General features: G+C 46.5%; 11 protein-coding genes. 4 read left to right on the forward strand and 7 right to left on the reverse strand.

Features of this window, described 5'->3' with window-relative positions:
* Positions 1–20: 20 nt before the first annotated feature.
* The 3 genes from RIB93_RS11095 to RIB93_RS11105 all read right to left on the reverse strand — a co-directional run bounded on the left by RIB93_RS11095 (position 21) and on the right by RIB93_RS11105 (position 2398).
* Positions 21–380 carry a hypothetical protein gene (locus tag RIB93_RS11095; protein WP_446372842.1) on the reverse strand — a complete coding sequence of 120 codons (360 nt, stop codon included), beginning with the start codon at positions 378–380 and terminating at the stop codon, positions 21–23.
* Entirely contained in the window at positions 370–2013 is a 1644-nt protein-coding gene (locus RIB93_RS11100; RefSeq protein WP_446372843.1) for a CPBP family intramembrane glutamic endopeptidase, read from the reverse strand. Before RIB93_RS11100 ends, RIB93_RS11095 begins: the two co-directional genes overlap by 11 nt.
* A 154-nt stretch (positions 2014–2167) precedes the next feature.
* On the reverse strand, positions 2168–2398 hold the full coding sequence (locus RIB93_RS11105; RefSeq protein WP_446372844.1) for a hypothetical protein: 231 nt from the start codon (positions 2396–2398) through the stop codon (positions 2168–2170).
* 118 nt (positions 2399–2516) lie between these two features.
* Here RIB93_RS11105 and RIB93_RS11110 point away from each other — a divergent pair, with 118 nt between their 5' ends.
* The 3 genes from RIB93_RS11110 (at position 2517) to RIB93_RS11120 (ending at position 10891) form a co-directional block, all read left to right on the forward strand.
* Entirely contained in the window at positions 2517–3869 is a 1353-nt protein-coding gene (locus RIB93_RS11110) for a histidine phosphatase family protein (protein WP_446372845.1), read from the forward strand.
* Between the two features lie 157 nt (positions 3870–4026).
* The gene (locus RIB93_RS11115) at positions 4027–4782 is read left to right on the forward strand and encodes a Uma2 family endonuclease (RefSeq protein ID WP_446372868.1); all 756 of its coding nucleotides are present in this window, start codon (positions 4027–4029) and stop codon (positions 4780–4782) included.
* A 304-nt stretch (positions 4783–5086) separates the two neighbouring features.
* Positions 5087–10891, forward strand: a complete 5805-nt coding sequence (locus RIB93_RS11120; RefSeq protein WP_446372846.1) for a GAF domain-containing protein — start codon at positions 5087–5089, stop codon at positions 10889–10891.
* A 400-nt stretch (positions 10892–11291) separates the two neighbouring features.
* Here RIB93_RS11120 and RIB93_RS11125 read toward each other — a convergent pair whose 3' ends face one another.
* Entirely contained in the window at positions 11292–12386 is a 1095-nt protein-coding gene (locus RIB93_RS11125) for a DJ-1/PfpI/YhbO family deglycase/protease (RefSeq protein WP_446372847.1), read from the reverse strand.
* A gap of 236 nt (positions 12387–12622) precedes the next feature.
* On the opposite strand from RIB93_RS11125, the gene RIB93_RS11130 reads away from it, so the two are divergent.
* Complete coding sequence (locus RIB93_RS11130) at positions 12623–13027, forward strand: DUF6335 family protein (RefSeq protein WP_446372848.1); 405 nt, start codon at positions 12623–12625, stop codon at positions 13025–13027.
* A gap of 160 nt (positions 13028–13187) precedes the next feature.
* Here RIB93_RS11130 and pyk read toward each other — a convergent pair whose 3' ends face one another.
* From pyk to RIB93_RS11145, 3 genes are all read right to left on the reverse strand, one after another.
* Positions 13188–14621 (reverse strand): pyruvate kinase, encoded by a 1434-nt coding sequence (pyk, locus tag RIB93_RS11135; protein ID WP_446372849.1) that lies wholly within the window; start codon positions 14619–14621, stop codon positions 13188–13190.
* A gap of 293 nt (positions 14622–14914) precedes the next feature.
* Positions 14915–16195 (reverse strand): M16 family metallopeptidase, encoded by a 1281-nt coding sequence (locus tag RIB93_RS11140; protein ID WP_446372850.1) that lies wholly within the window; start codon positions 16193–16195, stop codon positions 14915–14917.
* A gap of 457 nt (positions 16196–16652) precedes the next feature.
* On the reverse strand, positions 16653–16922 hold the full coding sequence (locus RIB93_RS11145) for a hypothetical protein (protein ID WP_446372851.1): 270 nt from the start codon (positions 16920–16922) through the stop codon (positions 16653–16655).
* Between the last annotated feature and the right edge of the window lie 4 nt (positions 16923–16926).

Raw genomic sequence — 16926 nt, forward strand, 5'->3', positions numbered from 1 at the left:
AATAGTCGGGGCGGGTTTAGTTACATCTGGGTGAGGGAAGAAACGATAGTTGTAAAATCCACCCCTACATTTGGAAAGGGCGGGTTTTGAACAAAGGTTAGTATCAATAGCGGAACGAAAGCCCATAAACCCGCCCCTACATTTGGAAAGGGCGGGTTTTGAACAAAGGTTAATATCAATAGCGGAACGAAAGCCCATAAACCCGCCCCTACATTTGGAAAGGGCGGGTTTTGAACAAAGGTTAATATCAATAGCGGAACGAAAGCCCATAAACCCGCCCCTACATTCGGAAAGGGCGGGTTTTGAACAAAGGTTAATATCAATAGCGGAACGAAAGCCCATAAACCCGCCCCTACAAACCATACTTCCTCAATTTCCACCACTACCTAAAATTACTAAACTCAATAACGTCCCCGTATTCCAGAGACTGTGAACGAGCATGGGGGCGACAAGATTGCGCGATCGCGTGTACACGATTCCCAATACAATGCCTAATGTGGCTAAGGGGAGGACTTCTGACAAACTCAGATGTGCGATCGCAAAGACGAAACTACTGGTGACAATGGCTCCCCAAACAGGCATATAGCGCGTTAACGACGGTAACAAAAACCCTCGGAACATGAATTCCTCAAACAGGGGTGCAGCAATGCAAGCCGTGCTAAAAAATATCACAATAGCAACTGTATCCTGTCCTTCTAGCACCAGAGAAAGAATCGGATTACTCCCTCCTTGTCCCTGCCATAATTGCTGGTTCAGGAGTGAGACTAAAATCACCAGGGGTAGCGCCACAAGATAGCCACCTAATCCCAAAATAATCCCTTTTCTGCGGAATTTAATCCGAAACCAATCCTCTGGTAAAGGTAAAAAATCCTTGATCGAAAGGTAAAGGACTCCCAATCCTCCAGCCGCTAGCACAATGTAAGTCATTAAAACATAGAATGCCTGCATTCTTACCGTAAAACTAGCCGGATTCAGATTGAACAAGCCCAGGAAAAGTGGCAGGATAAAAATAGGAAGGAGGATTTGACCGATAAAGAAAAAGCCCAGAATCAAGACTTGCCAAATCATTTCTCCATCCCACGGCGTATCCCACCGGATAGTGCTGTTAGTGGCGAGGAGCGATCGCTCTCCCTGAAGTAACCACTGACCCAGCAAAAATAGCAAGAGTCCCACCCCGACAAGACCGCCAATTCCGGGAATGGCACTAATTAGAGTTAACTTAACTAAGGCTTGTTTGGCTCTCTCTTTTTCTTGAGCTTGTAAGGACACTAAGGCATCTTGACGCTGTTGCAATTGATAAAGCTGGAACAATGCCCGATACTGGAACCAACTATCTAAATTTTGTTGAATTTTTGACTCCGCATCGGGTAAAATTCGAGGCGAATCACTCCAAAGACCTGCTAATATGGCGGCAGTTTTGGCGGATGGCGTCGTTGCTGGAGCGGTACTTTCCACGGTTTCTTGCTCAATCAACTCATTCCATGTCTGAATCGCCATCTCTGTTCTACCCTGTTGAGCTTGCAGCAGTCCCAACCGCACATTCAGTTCATCAATAAGTTGTTCTGTCTGAGAAAATGACTTTTGCAACTGCTTTCGCTGCTGAGAGGTCATCGGAGCCTCGTCAATGGGAGCGATTTGCATTTGCGGTTTAGCCAGCTCATCACCGATAGATGTTGTCACATCCGGGTTTGAGGACAGTTGTCCCAGTTTGGCGATTATTTTCGATTGAGTTGTCTGCGCTGTTTCCAGGACTTGTTCATATTGCTCTTGGGCATTTTCAAACGGATTCTCACCGAGTAATGCATTCCGCGCCGCCGTTAAATCCTCTTCTCCTTCTGTTGCTAAACTCTGACCTTCGGCAGCATGGAGTAATAAATTGGTTTGGTAAAGTTCTAAGCGACTTTGAATTTGAGGCTGACCCCAGCTTTCAACCAAAGAAAGGCTGATTTGTAAGACTACAGCAACTGTCAGCACGGCTAAAATTAACCGTTTAATCACTAAACCAGTATTCATGAACCCCCCAAAAAAAGTAATAAGTCATAAGTCATAAATAATAAGTCATAAGTTCTAACGTTCTCAAAAAATATTTAGTAACAAAGCTCACGGTTTTTGTTTCAGACGTAATCTGTCGCATTCTAGCTTTTCAGGGGAAGTCTTGAAACCCTATTTATAGGGGAGATACACAGGAAAAATTAACCTCTTCTCCATCTTCCCCATCTTCCCCAGCTTCCCCATCTTCCCCATCTTCCCCAGCTCCCCCAGCTTCCCCAGCTCCCCCAGCTTCCCCAGCTCCCCCAGCTACCCCATCTTCCCCATCTTCCCCAGCTCCCCCAGCTTCCCCAGCTCCCCCAGCTTCCCCAGCTCCCCCAGCTTCCCCAGCTCCCTCGCCTTTTTGCACAGCAGGTGAGCGGTTAAACTAAAAATGACCCTGATATTTGAAGATGCCCCAAGGATGCTACCAGCATTTGGGTTAATCTGGCTACTGTTCATCAATTGGTCACATAGGAGCAAAAGGATTGACTACTCGCGTCATTATTGTACGGCACGGTCAGAGCAGCTATAATGCCCAGCAACTCATTCAAGGACGCTGTGATGAGTCCGTGTTAACGGAAACAGGGGCTGATGATGCCCGTAAGGTGGGTGCTGCCCTCAGTAGCTTGAGCCTTGATGCTGTTTATTGCTCTCCTCTCCAACGAGCGAAGCAGACCGCAGAGGTCATTCTACCTTATTTATCTGGCTCACCCCCTCTTCAACCATCAGAAAACCTGATGGAAGTCGATTTACCCTTGTGGGAAAAAGTGGCTAAATCTGACGCCCGGAAAAAATTCCCGGAAGATTATCGGTGCTGGAAAGAACGCCCGGAGGACTTCTATATGGAAATCACTACGTCGGAGGGAACCCGGAAGCATTTTCCTGTCTTGGCACTTTATCAACAAGCGCAGCAATTCTGGCAAGAGATTCTACCCCGTCACCAAGGTGGCACGATTTTAATCGTGGCACACAATGGTATTAACCGCTGTTTGCTGAGTAGCGCTTTGGGTATTTCTCCCGCCCGTTACCAGTCCGTCTTACAATCCAACTGTTGCATTAATGTTCTGAATTTTACGGGGGGTTGGGGTGAACCCGTGCAATTAGAGTCTCTCAATCAAACCTCTCATGTTGGTACGCCGTTACCGACGCCTCGCCCCAGTAATCGGGGGTTGCGTCTGCTGCTGGTACGTCACGGGGAAACCGAGTGGAATCGTGTCTCCCGCTTCCAAGGCGGGATTGATGTGCCGTTAAATGAAAATGGGCGTCAACAGGGACAGCAGGTGGCTGAGTTTCTTAAAGATATTCCGATTGATTTTGCCGTGACCAGTCCGATGTTACGTCCCAAGGAAACGGCTGAATTGATTCTTCAGTATCACAGTGGTATTCCGCTAGAACTTGAGGAAAAGTTTCGCGAAATTAATCATGGGCTTTGGGAGGGTAAATTAGAGTCAGAAATTAACCAAGAATACGCCGATTTATTGCATCAATGGAAAGTTACTCCAGCGACGGTACAAATGCCCAATGGTGAAAATTTAAACCAAGTATGGGAGAGAGCAACAGCCGCTTGGGATAGGATGATTCAGGTCAAAGCTGGAATGGCTGAGTCAGAACTAAAGACGGGTTTAGTTGTTGCTCATGATGCGATTAATAAAGTTATTCTTTGCCATGTTTTGGGATTGAGTTCAGAATCATTCTGGAGTATTAAACAAGGGAATGGTGGTGTGAGTGTGATTGAATATAGTCAAGGGTTAGAGAAATTACCTGTCGTCCGGGCGATGAATATTACAACTCACCTTTCTGGAGATATTTTCGACCGAACGGCAGCAGGGGCGTTATAGCAGTAGACACATCGATTAGGACTTTCGATACCATTGTAGAGACGTTGCATGCAACGTCTCTACATATTGGTGGAAATAAACTCAACCCTGTTAAGTTAGATAAATAATCCTCAAAGCCTTACAAATGACAAATGACCAATGACAAATGACAAAAATCATGTTTCAAACTGACCCGCCTCAAGACCCAAAAAAAGTTTTGCCTACAATGTACGATCTCAAGAGCGAAGACCCAGAGGAACCCGGTTTGCCTGACAAATATCATTTACTACAAGCGCGTTTCCTTGAAGATACCTTCTGTCCTCCTAACTACCCAACGGATCGCATTTTTGTTGCCAGCGATTTGAATCTTTACTACAATCCGCGCCAGACCAATTGGTACAAACGCCCCGACTGGTTTGCTGTAGTGGGGGTTGATAGACTCTATGAACAACGAGATTTACGAATGAGCTATGTGGTGTGGCAAGAAGAAGTGAATCCCTTTGCCGTGGTAGAACTGATTTCACCAGGTACTGAAAAAGAAGACTTGGGACAAACGCTGCGGGAAGCCAATCAACCGCCGACAAAGTGGGAAGTCTATGAACGTATTTTGCGTGTTCCCTATTACATCGTGTTTAATGGTCGCACGAACCAGCTAAGAGCGTTTCAGTTAATGGGTAGTCGCTACACCGAGTTAGACTTGAGTGAACCGCGTGTGTGGATGAACGATATTCAGCTAGGGTTAGGACTGTGGCAGGGTTTCTATGGGGAATGCGATCGCATCTGGTTACGTTGGTATGATGCACAAAGCAACTGGATTTTGACTCCCTCAGAGCGAGAAAGACAAGGCGTTGAACGAGAAAGACGACGGGTAGAGAGATTGGTAGAACAATTGCGATTGCCTTCGGCACAAGCGAAGCTTATCGCTTGGTGTTGAACCCGATGTGGATTTGGAGGTTTAGTTGGCATTTGGGGATGTTTGCCTATGGGAGAAATGGATTCAACCGGACATAATATAACCAATGACAAAAGTTAAAAAAAAATAAGTTCTCACCTCTGGGGAAGAGGCTGCGGATTTTTTCAAAGTTTGGCAGTATAAAGAATAGGTATCTGCTTCTAGGGCAGTGTGACGGAAATAGCCCTACAGTTAATCAAGAGGAGAGAGAAAAAGTATATAACATCAACTTTACAGCCTTGGAGTTTGTTTGTTCCAGCTACAGCCTGCGCCCTACCCAATTATTATGCAGCCTGACACCACCGCCATTACCTTACCTGCTTTAGAGCATTTTATTGACTATCATCCCCTCACGATTGAGGCTGAAGCAACTCTAGTCGAAGCGATCGCTCTGTTAAATCAAGGACAATCCTTGTCGGGCTATCAGTCTGGGCAAATTGCCAGAGAACCAGAACCTTCCCATCGCTGCGTTTTAGTGACCGAAAACTCGGCGTTGATCGGGATAGTCTCCACACGAGACTTGATTAAGCTGATGCTTGCTAGGGTGGATTTTCAGGACACTCAGGTGGCTGATGTGATGGTGCGATCGCCGATTACGTTAACCCTCTGTGAGTCCTGTCATCTGTTTACTGCATTATCCCTTTTCGAGAGCTATTCGATTGATTATCTCCCGGTTTTGGATGAGACAGGTAAACTTATTGGATTAATCACAGAAAATAGTATTTGTCAAGCCTTACCTGAACTAAATTTACTCCAGTCGCAATCAGTGGCAGCGAGAATGACAACTTCGGTGCTGCAAGTTCCGTTGACTACTTCTATTCTGGACGTGGCACAACAGCTGATTAAGACTCAGGAAACTTGTGCTGTATTGATTCAGGAAAGGGGAATCGGGGATGAAACCAATGGGAGACCATTTCAAAAGAGTGCGATCGCGTCGCCATTATCCTCAGTTTCAGCCCATTCCATACCTGTAGGATTAATTACAGAACAGGATTTGATCCACTGTTTACAGCTCTGTGTATTTGGACTTGACTTGTCAAAAACACCCGTGTCTATGGTGGTAAAAAAACCGCTGTTGAGTCTCCATCCGGATGATTCCATAAAGCAGGGACTCGAACAGATGCGGCAAGTCGGGCAAATCCCTCAATTAGTTTACCAATCTCCGGAAAATCTTCTCGGCATTTTCACCGCAAAGGACATCATAAAAGCGCTGAATCCTCTGGCGCTGCTGAATCAAGTTGAGCAATTACAACAAACAATTAATCAACAAGCCAACCAACTTCAGCAAACCCTGAATGACTTAAGCCAAGCCGAAACGACGTTGGAAACAAGCCATCAGCGTTTGCAGTTGATTCAGACAATAGCCAGCAATCCCACATTGAACGGCAAAGACTGGCAAACGGAATTTAGTGAGTTGACACAAGCCCCTTCAGCATCCCGTTGTCTTCCCTCCTCTTCATTAGTGGAAACTCCCGGCGATCATGCAATTGAGCCGCCTCAGGTTGCCCATATCGTCAAAACCGCGACAGAACGGCTGGAATTAATCCTCCGCGCCTCCCAGGATGGATTTTGGGACTGGAATATGATTACTGGGGACATTTATTTCTCTCCCCGATGGAAAGAAATGCTGGGTTACGCCGATTGGGAATTGCCGAATGAATTGGCGTCTTGGGAAAAGGTGATTTTTGAGGAGGATCGGATTGCCGCCTTAAAACTGATTGAAGATTATAACAGTGGTAAGGTTTCTCGTTTCCAAACCGTCCAACGCTTCCATCATAAAAACGGCTCAACGGTTTATATTTTGTCCCGGGCAATTCATCAAAAAGATGCCGCAGGTCGAGTGATCCGCATGGTAGGGACTCATACCGATATTACCGATCGCAAACAAGCCGAGGCAACTTTACAAGCTGAATATTCCTTTAAAACCCAACTGATCGAACGGATGGGAGAAGGTGTCTGTGTCTGCCATAGTATTGAGACGTATCCCTATATCCGCTTCACAGTTTGGAATCAGCAGATGGTGGAGATTACCGGGTATACCGTTGAGGAAATTAACCGTCGAGGCTGGTATCAGACATTCTATCCCGATCCGAAACAACGCAGCCAAGCCGTCAAGCGAATTGCTCAGATGCAACGTGGGGAGGATTTAGTCGCAGAGAAATGGGACATCGTTCGGGCGGATGGTAGCCACCGTATTTTATCGATCTCCACATCCAGAATTGAAACCTCAGAGAATCAGACTCATATCTTAGCCTTAATTCAAGATGTAACTGAACGCTTGCACTCGGAAACTACGTCGCAGCAACAAGCCGAACGGGAGCGATTAATTCGAGCGATCGCGCTGCGGATTCACCAGTCGTTGCAGTTGGAGGATATTCTCCATACCACGGTGACTGAAGTGCGACAGTTCCTGCAAACGGATCGGGTGTTAATTTATCGCTTCAATCCCGATTGGAGTGGCGTCGTCGCCGTGGAGTCGGTGGAATCAGACACGTTATCGGTGTTGGGACAAACGATTTATGACCCCTGCTTTGGAGAAAAGTCGGCAGTGCGTTACCAACAGGGTTATATTCATACCTTGGAAGATATTCACACATCGGATATTTTAACCTGTTATCGAGACTTTTTAGCCGATCTTAACGTCAGGGCAAATTTAGTCGTCCCGATTCTACAGGGACAAAAATTGTGGGGATTACTGATTGCCCACCATTGTCATCATCCTCGACATTGGCAAACCGTTGATATTGATCTGCTTCAGCAATTAGCCACCCAAGTCGCGATCGCGATTCAACAGTCTGAATTGTATCAGCAGTTATCCACGGAACTAATTGAACGCAAACAGGCGGAAACCGCCCTCCGACAGCAAGCCGAACGAGAACGATTAGTAGGTGCGATCGCTCGCCGCATTCGTCAATCGTTACACTTAACCGAAATTCTGAACACGACAGTAACGGAGGTGCGGCACTTCCTACAAACGGATCGGGTGTTAATTTACCGTTTCAATCCCGACTGGAGTGGTGTGGTAGAAGTCGAGTCTGTAGCCGTGAAAGAGTTATCGGTATTGGGACGCACGATTTTTGATCCCTGCTTTGGCGAGAAGTCAGCGGTGCGTTACCAACAGGGTGATATTCACACCTTGGAGGATATCCATACGGCTAACCTAGAGTCCTGTTATCGTAACTTTCTTGCCGATTTACAGGTGAGGGCAAATTTAGTCGTACCGATTATACAAGGACAAAAATTGTGGGGTTTACTGATTGCCCACCATTGTAATCTTCCTCGACATTGGCAGCCCCAAGAGACAGAATTACTGGTACAACTCGCCACGCAAGTTGCCATTGCGGTACAGCAGTCGGAACTCTATCAACAAGCCCAAGCCGATTTAAGCGAACGCCAACAAGCAGAAACCGCATTACAACAGCAACTCCAGCGCTCATTACTGCTAAAACAAATCACCCAAGACATTCGCCAAAGTTTAGACGCCCAACAAATTTTTCAAACCACCGCCACTCAAATTGGTCAAGCCTTTCGCGTTAACCGTTGCGTCATTCACACCTATATTGCCTCGCCCACTCCCCAAATCCCTTTTGTCGCCGAATATTTAGAACGGGGTTACTCCTCTATCCTCAACGTCAAGATTCCCGTTGACCAAAATCTTCATATTCAACAGGTATTAGCCGCCGATCGCGCGATCGCCTCTAACAATGTTTACGACGATCCTTTGTTACAAAATGCCACGGGAATGTGTGACGAGGTAAACCTGAAATCTATGTTAGTCGTTCGCACCTCGTATAAGGAAAAACCCAATGGGGTGATTTGTCTACATCAGTGCGATCAGTTTCGTCAATGGAGTAATGATGAAATTGAATTACTTGAAGCCGTTGCCGATCAAGTAGGGATTGCCCTTGCCCAAGCCCAACTCCTGGAACAAGAAAAGCACCAACGCCAGCAATTATCCGAACAAAACGTGGCGATGGAAAAAGCCAAACAGATCGCCGAAGCCGCCAACCGCGCCAAAAGTGATTTTCTGGCAACCATGAGTCATGAAATTCGCACGCCGATGAATGCGGTAATTGGCATGACGGGACTGCTGTTGGATACCCAACTGAGTCATGAACAAGCCGAATTTGCCGAAACAATCCGCAACAGTGGTGAAGCCCTGCTGACGATTATTAATGATATCCTCGACTTCTCCAAAATTGAGTCCGGCAAACTGGAGTTGGAGGAACAACCGTTTAATCTGCGAACCTGTATTGAAGAATCTCTAGATCTGCTAACGCCAAAAGCCGCAGAAAAAGGCATAGAACTGGCGTATCTGTTTGATCCTCACACCCCCAACACAATTCGCGGCGATATTACCCGACTGCGGCAAATTCTGGTTAATTTACTCAGTAATGCCCTCAAGTTTACCCATAAGGGAGAAGTGACGGTTTCGGTTTCCTCTAAGCGGATAAGTCCCCAGTCATTAGACCACCTTTCTCACCCAAATTATAAGGAACAACAGTATGAAATTTTGTTTGCAGTTAAAGATACAGGGATTGGTATTCCTCCGGATCGCTTAGATCGTTTATTTAAAGCCTTTAGTCAAGTCGATTCCTCCACCAGTCGCCACTATGGGGGCACAGGATTAGGGTTAGTGATATCTAAGCGATTAAGTGAAATGATGGGGGGTAGAATTTGGGTAGAAAGTGAAGTGGGTAAGGGTTCAATCTTTTACTTCACGATTGTTGCCCCTGTCTGCCACATTGATAATCTCGGTAATTTGGATCTCCGGCAACCTCAGCTTGAAGGCAAGCGGATGTTAATTGTGGATGATAATGCCACTAATCGCCGCATTTTAACTCTACAAGGTCAATCGTGGGGGGTGCTGACCCGTGCGGCTGAGTCGGGTGATCAGGCATTAGACTGGCTACAGCAAGGGGAGACATTTGACTTAGCGATTCTGGATATGCACATGCCGGGAATGGATGGGGTTAATCTTGCCTCACACATACGCCAACAGCCAGATGGTCAAGAGATTCCCTTGGTTATGTTAACCTCAATCGGCAAGCCAGAAAACAGTGGTCAACTAGATGAAGCCAAGTTTGCGGCGTTTCTGACTAAGCCGATTAAGCAGTCTCAACTCTACAATGTGTTGATGGATGTATTAGTCGGTCAACCGGTGAAAGTGCGGTCAACCTGTGAGATTTCACCGACGATTGATCCGTATATGGGTTCAACTCTACCGTTGCGGATTCTGTTGGCGGAGGATAATGTGGTTAACCAGCAAGTGGGATTGCATATTCTCAGCCGCATGGGGTATCGGGCGGATGTAGCCGCCAATGGCTTAGAAGTCCTCGAAGCATTGCACCGCCAGTCTTATGATGTGGTATTGATGGATGTGCAAATGCCGGAAATGGATGGTTTGATAGCGACTCAGCGCATTTGCCAGGAATGGTCACCGGAAAACCGTCCTCATATTATAGCGATGACGGCTAATGCTATGCGAGGCGATCGCGAAACCTGTTTGCAAGCAGGTATGAACGATTATATCAGCAAGCCGATTCGGGTCGAGGAACTAGTGCGATCGTTGCAGGGAGTGCCAAAAAAGGTACAAGAGACTCGGAGTTTCCAGAAGGCAGAAGCCAGAGAGCAGAGGCTCCAAGCCCAGGAGCAAGGGAGCAAGGTACAAGACAATAATAACGGTTTAGACGGACATGATGTGATTGATAACCACGCTTTTCAACAACTGTGCGATATGGTCAAAGATGATCAAGTCTTAATCCAAGTGATTGATAGTTTTTTGGACGAAGGCGCTCAGTTGTTGGGGGTGATGAACCAAGCACTGGATTCACAGAAAACAAATACATTGTCACCTGAGACGCTAACCACTTGTCAACAGGCGGCTCACAGTCTCAAATCTACCAGTGGTACGGTTGGTGCAATTCACCTTTCTGAACTTTGTAAGCAGTTAGAAACGATAGACATTGAAGATGAAACCGATAATCCACTGACGTTAACGACTCATCTATTAACACAAATCGATCAGGACTATGAACAGGTGAAGGTGGCGTTACAAAGCATACGTCAGCAATTGAAGGAAAAGTGTTGATTGTGTAGGGGCGGGTTGAGGGATTTTAGTATAGCTATAGATGATAACCTTTGTTATACCAAGTGGCATTCAAAGATATAACGTTCTCTCCCCCAGCTTTCCCAGCTTCGCCAGCGCCCCCGGCTCCCCCAGCTTCCCCAGCTTTTCCTATCTACTACGGAAAGAGCGCAACTCGGTATTAGCGGATTGTCTGGGTTTCTTTATTCCTTAACCCGCGTTTTTTGGCAAATTTATGCGCGATCGCTTCTCCGATGATCAGAAACTTTCTCTCCATGGTTAGAAACCTTACAAAAAGTAACGTATGATTATTTTTAGTCAATCCATTTTTTCAGACAAGGGAGACAAGATAAGAGTTGAGCGGGTTAGCGTATTTCGGCTAACCCAAACAAATCACCAATTCTTAACCTCCAACCGCCGCCAGGGTAGTAGGTTCAGCAGGCGTAGCTTCTTGTTCTCCCAGACGATTGTGATACAGGCTGGCTAAACGCTGTTCATAGTCTGCCAACTCCTCTTCAATCTGAGTAAACAGCACCGTTGACGTGGGATCTGTGAATTGTTTCCGCAGATTATAAGCATCGACAACACCCGTTTGAATGTCACCCAATGCATGGCGTAAAATTGATAAACTATCGTTAGGTTGCAGCCAATTTTGTAAGGCAGCATAGGCATCTGTCGCCACTTCCGGAATCGATTCAAACGCCTGCAAATCTCTTAAGCGATTCTCCAGCATGATAATATGATGCTGCTTATTTTCGATGATTTCTTGCAGTAGCGATCGCAACTCTAAATCAGAGGCTTTTTGGGCATAATACTCAAACACTTTTCGCCCATATCGTTCCCCAGCTAAGGCAGTATTCAATCCATTCACAATATCAAGCTTGCTACTTCCTCCCCAAGCTTCTGCCAATTGCCACCATTGAGCCGTCATATCCGTTTCATCGGGTAAGGCTTGATCCGGAATCCCTAACCCCAAGCGGGTGAGAATTGCCGTGGTAAAGATTGCCAAATCACCAGGTTGACGAGAGGTAATCAGATTCCCATCCACGACTAAGGGTTCATCCACATAGTTAGCCCCAGCGTTGGTCATATCCTTGCGAATCGAGAGAAATCCGGTCGCATTTTTACCCTGAAGTAAATCCCCTTCAATTAACACTTGGGGACCATGACAAACTGCCGCAACGAGTTTATTCAACTCCATTGCTTTCTGTACAAATTGGACAGCATTGGGATTATTTCGCATCGTATCCGGTGCCATCCCACCGGGGATAATCACCGCATCAAAGGTGTCGGGACGGGTTTCGGTTACTGTACCATCCGGTTTAATCGAAACTTTGCCTTGTTTCCCCTGATAGGTGTCATTCATGCGCGAACCCAGCACCACAACCTGCGCCCCCGCTTGTTGCAGCGCTTGATCAGGAATTTGAAACTCGGAATCTTCAAACTTCTGATCGATCAGAATGGCAACTTTTTTGGGTGTATTATCGGTTATCATCATTGGAATTGTTAACGACTTTATTACTGGATCGAAGGTAGAATTTTTCTGGGGTATTCTTTCAGCCACGAAAATTCTACGGGCTAAACAGGTAGTATTGATAAGCATTTTCAGCTTAGGAATGACTCACACAGATGTCATCCCTCAAAAGAAATAAAATAGGATTCGCTCTGGGGTAATAAACTGATGTGCCTGCAAAAGGCTAAGCTGTGAGTGCAGATAGTAATATAAAAGACAATATGGAACCTGAAAACATTAACCAATCTCAGTCCAACCCTGTATCAGAATCAGACAAACCTCAGGAAACCCACGAGATTGAACCGACTTATGAGGGACTCAGCGATCGCGACACGGCTGATGGTAGACTGATTGAAGAATCAAGAACCCGTATGGCAAGCGGTGAACCCACCACGAGCGATGTTGATGCCAACCGCTACCAGGCAAAAGTAGGCGGTGAGGAAGCCGTTGGCGGTTTAACACCGACGCCCGATCAAAATGTGACCCAAGAGATGGAGCGAGCCGTTGGTGTCGAAGGCGCTCAAAAAGAACCGGTGCAAGTCACCAATAAGCTAGAACGACGGGATGAGCAGCGTTGGGAATTAGATCCCAAGTCCTCTGAAGATTATCAAGAACACGGCGTCTAGACTATTAATCCGTAGGGGTTGCTGAATCGAGGGGGTGAGAGGGAGATGGGGAGATTGGGGAAAAAGAAAGTTCTACATTAGACTGCAACTTGGTATCAGTTCAAGTAGGTTGGGTAGAGCGCAAGCGTTACCCAAGGGGCTAACCGTAGTTAAGCCAGATTTAAGATTCAGTGCTAATCGTGTGAATCTTGAGCAAATTAGTCCCGCCTGAGACTTTTGTCGGAATCCCAGCGATAATTAAAATTTTATCTCCTTCTACCACTAAATTCCGTTTGAGTAACTGAGTTTGGGCTTGATTGACTAACTCTTCAAAGGACTCAACTTCTTGCTCGAGTAACAATGGTTTTACCCCCCAAACCAAATTCAAATTGTGGTAAACTTTCCGATTAGGCGTCAGAGCAATAACAGGGACTCCTGGACGCTCAGCGGCGGCTAATTTGGCGGTGTGACCGGTACTGGTGAAAGCCGCAATACAGCGCAAATCCAGAATTTTATCAATCGTGTTCAGCGCTTCACTGAGGGCATTGGCTTCATTGGTTGCGGCTGGGGGATAATTAACAAACTTAATTTCCGGTTCCACATCCGTAGCAATACGGGCTAGCATGGTCACAGCTTTAAGTGGATATTTACCCACGGCTGACTCCCCAGACAGCATCACCGCATCGGTGCCATCGATAATTGCATTCGCCACATCACTGGCTTCAGCACGAGTTGGACGGGGATTATTAATCATACTATCGAGCATTTGGGTGGCTGTGATTACTGGAAGCCCCTTTTGGTTACAAATCCGAATAATTTTCTTTTGCAGAAACGGCACTTTTTCCGGACTCATTTCTACACCCAAATCGCCCCGTGCTACCATGATTCCATCACTTTCATTGATAATGGCTTCTAAGTTCGCGATCGCTTGAGGTTTTTCGATTTTGGCAATCACGGGTAGGGATGAGGCATTGTGTTGCTGGAGAAATCCTTTGAGAGTACGGATATCTTCTGCCGAACGAACAAAGCTTAAGGATACCCAGTCAACCCCTTGAGCAATGCCAAATTCTAAATCTTGTTGGTCTTTATCTGTCATTGAGGGTAAGCGATTTAGGCTCAATCCGGGCAAATTCACCCCTTTACGGCTTTTGAGTATCCCCCCTTCGACGACTTGACATTTAACGGTATTGCCGTCAATGTCCTCAACCCGCAGTTCTAAGAGTCCATCATCTAGGAGAATCTGCACTCCAGGTTCCGCTTCTTGAGCCAGGTGGGGATAGTCGATAGCCACCGTTTTCGGTTGATGATTGAATTCAGAAACGGGAACTAAGGAAATGGATTCTCCTTGAACCAAGTTAAGTCCTGCATCGGGCAGTTTCCCGACTCGAATTTTTGGTCCTTGTAAGTCTTGGAGTAAGGTAATCGGTGTATCTAAGTCCTCTTCAATAGAGCGTAGCAAAGAAATGGTGTGAGCATGGTCATCGTAGCTACCATGGGAGAAGTTCAACCGTGCCACATTCATGCCCACTTGCACCATTTGCTTAAGGATGTCCGGTGAATGACTCGCAGGACCAATGGTAGCAACGATTTTAGTGCGATTACTTAGAGGTTTCATTAATTATCCCTAAATTGTGGTAGGGGCACAGCATTGCCCATTGGTGTCAACTTAAGCTCAACCCCTCTCCCCCAGCCCCTCTCCCAAGCTTGGGAGAGGGGAGCAAGAAGGGAGCAAGATAATCTGGTTCCCCTTCTCCCCAGGGTCCGGAGTTGGGGTTAGGGGATGAGGGGGAAAATGTCAAGGAGTAGATAGACACGGCTTAAAACCTTGTCAGCATTAGTTTTCGCCTTAAGTTGACACGGATGAGCATTGCCGTGCCCTATTATCTTAATTATCTCTTCGCGGTCTCTTCACGCTGGTTTCATCGTCACAATACCATAGGCATCCGTTGCCAGATAATCTTGGGCAGCCTGTTGAATATCGTGAGCCTTGACCGCTTGAATGCAAGCCGGATAATTTAAGGCTGGGGTTAAATCCCCTAATTGGGAGTGATAATAGCCATATAGACTGGTGCGATCGCTCGGTTTCTCATTACTAAAGGTAAAGCGATTCGCCACCTGGGTACGAATACGGGCAATATCCGCCGCCGCGACACATTCCGTTTGTAGCTGACGAATATGTTCCCCAATCGCCGCTTCCACAATGTCTAAGTTCTCTGTCGGAAGCTGGGCGGAAATATAAAATATCCCCTGTAACTGTTGAGTCATATTACTCACCCCAATATGAGTCACCAGTTTACGATCTTCGCGCAAATCTCGCACCAACCGTGACATCCGCCCCTGTCCTAAAATAGCGGCTAAAACGTCTAATGGATAGGTACTCTCCAACTGTTTTAATCCCGGTACTCGCCAAACCATGACCAATCGCGCTTGCTGTAATGTCGAATCTACATACTCTTGGCGCACAATGTCGGGAAACGGCGCTTCTGGCTTATACGTGAGTCGCGAAGTATAGTCAGAGTCACCCTTAACCTCAGCTTTGGCAAATCCCTGCACCACTGTGTCAATCAACTCCTCCACCGGTAAATTGCCCACGGCGACGGCTGTCATGGTTTTGGGTTGATACCAGGTGTTATGAAAATCCCGCATCTGCTGAGAGGTTAAGCTTTCAATCACAGAAGTCGGTCCGAGTACCGGGCGACGATAGGGGAGGTAGTCAAAGCTGGTTTCTAACGCCCGCCGAAAGGTGCGGCGACGGGGACTATCTTCCGAACGCCGAATTTCTTCTAACACCACTAGCCGTTCCCGTTCAAAGGCGTCATCAGGAATCAGGGGATTTAACACCACATCCAGTTGCAAGGGTGCGAGTTGGGCGAAATCTTTGGGGGCTGTGGTGATGTAATAGTGGGTGTAATCATGACTGGTTGCGGCGTTAGTCACCGCACCACATTCTTCAATCAGCCGCTCAAACTCGCCACTGTTCAGGCGCGGTGTTCCCTTAAAAACCATGTGTTCGAGAAAATGCGCCATCCCGTTAATTGGGTCAGGTTCAACGGCGGAACCCACATTCACCCAGACATTCAGGTTAACCGCATCGACAGGCATCTGTTCTGCCACAATGGTTAGACCATTTGGTAATGTCTCAATAGTTGGGGCATTTAGAGGTGGAGTTTTGAGCAGAGTTGAAGTCATTCGTTACTCGCTTGCTTTGCAGGTGTGCCATGTCTTTCTATCTTAATGGGTTTGTCCGATTCCATCCTGTATACAACTGATGCTTCCCGATTTGATAGAACTGGCGATTTATTTCCTAAGCTTATACCCTACTTACAATGAACTGATGTATGGCTCCCGGTTAGCAAGTGGAGGCGATTGAAATCGCTGCTACACAAACAAAGTCCGCCTGCGCGGACTGGATTATAACGGGGGTAGCTAATCCGGATTTGGTATTAATTATTATCGCTGCTTTCTGCATTGACGGAAACAGTGCGATCGCGCTGATCAACCCTTTGCTCTTTTATACTCAATTTTTATCGATTTTTAATAACTATACTCCTTTCTTCAATCGCTTTTTATATCTATTTTATTTCCTGTTTTCAAGGAAAGATGGAGCGGCTATCGCCGTAGAGTTGTCCTTTTTTAGGATTACACATTATCCATTAAAAAACTGCCGACAAAAGTCTCGATACAGGAATTTTGCCATGGAAGCCCCGTAGGGGCGCACTGACGTGCGCCCTTCCCCCGACGTGCGCCCTTCCAAGGTTGCGCCGCGTGTTTTGTGGATTTGCTTCTTGGAAAGCACAACTTTTGGGTAATAATATGTCCGGCAAATCACTCCTAATAAAAAAGAATGAAACCCTTGCTGTGACAGCATCACTATTAGGGTTAATTGACGGACTTGATAGAAGGGCGGGTTTTGCAATTAA

This window comes from Coleofasciculus sp. D1-CHI-01, assembly GCF_040218875.1.
Classification (GTDB): Bacteria; Cyanobacteriota; Cyanobacteriia; order Cyanobacteriales; family Coleofasciculaceae; genus Coleofasciculus.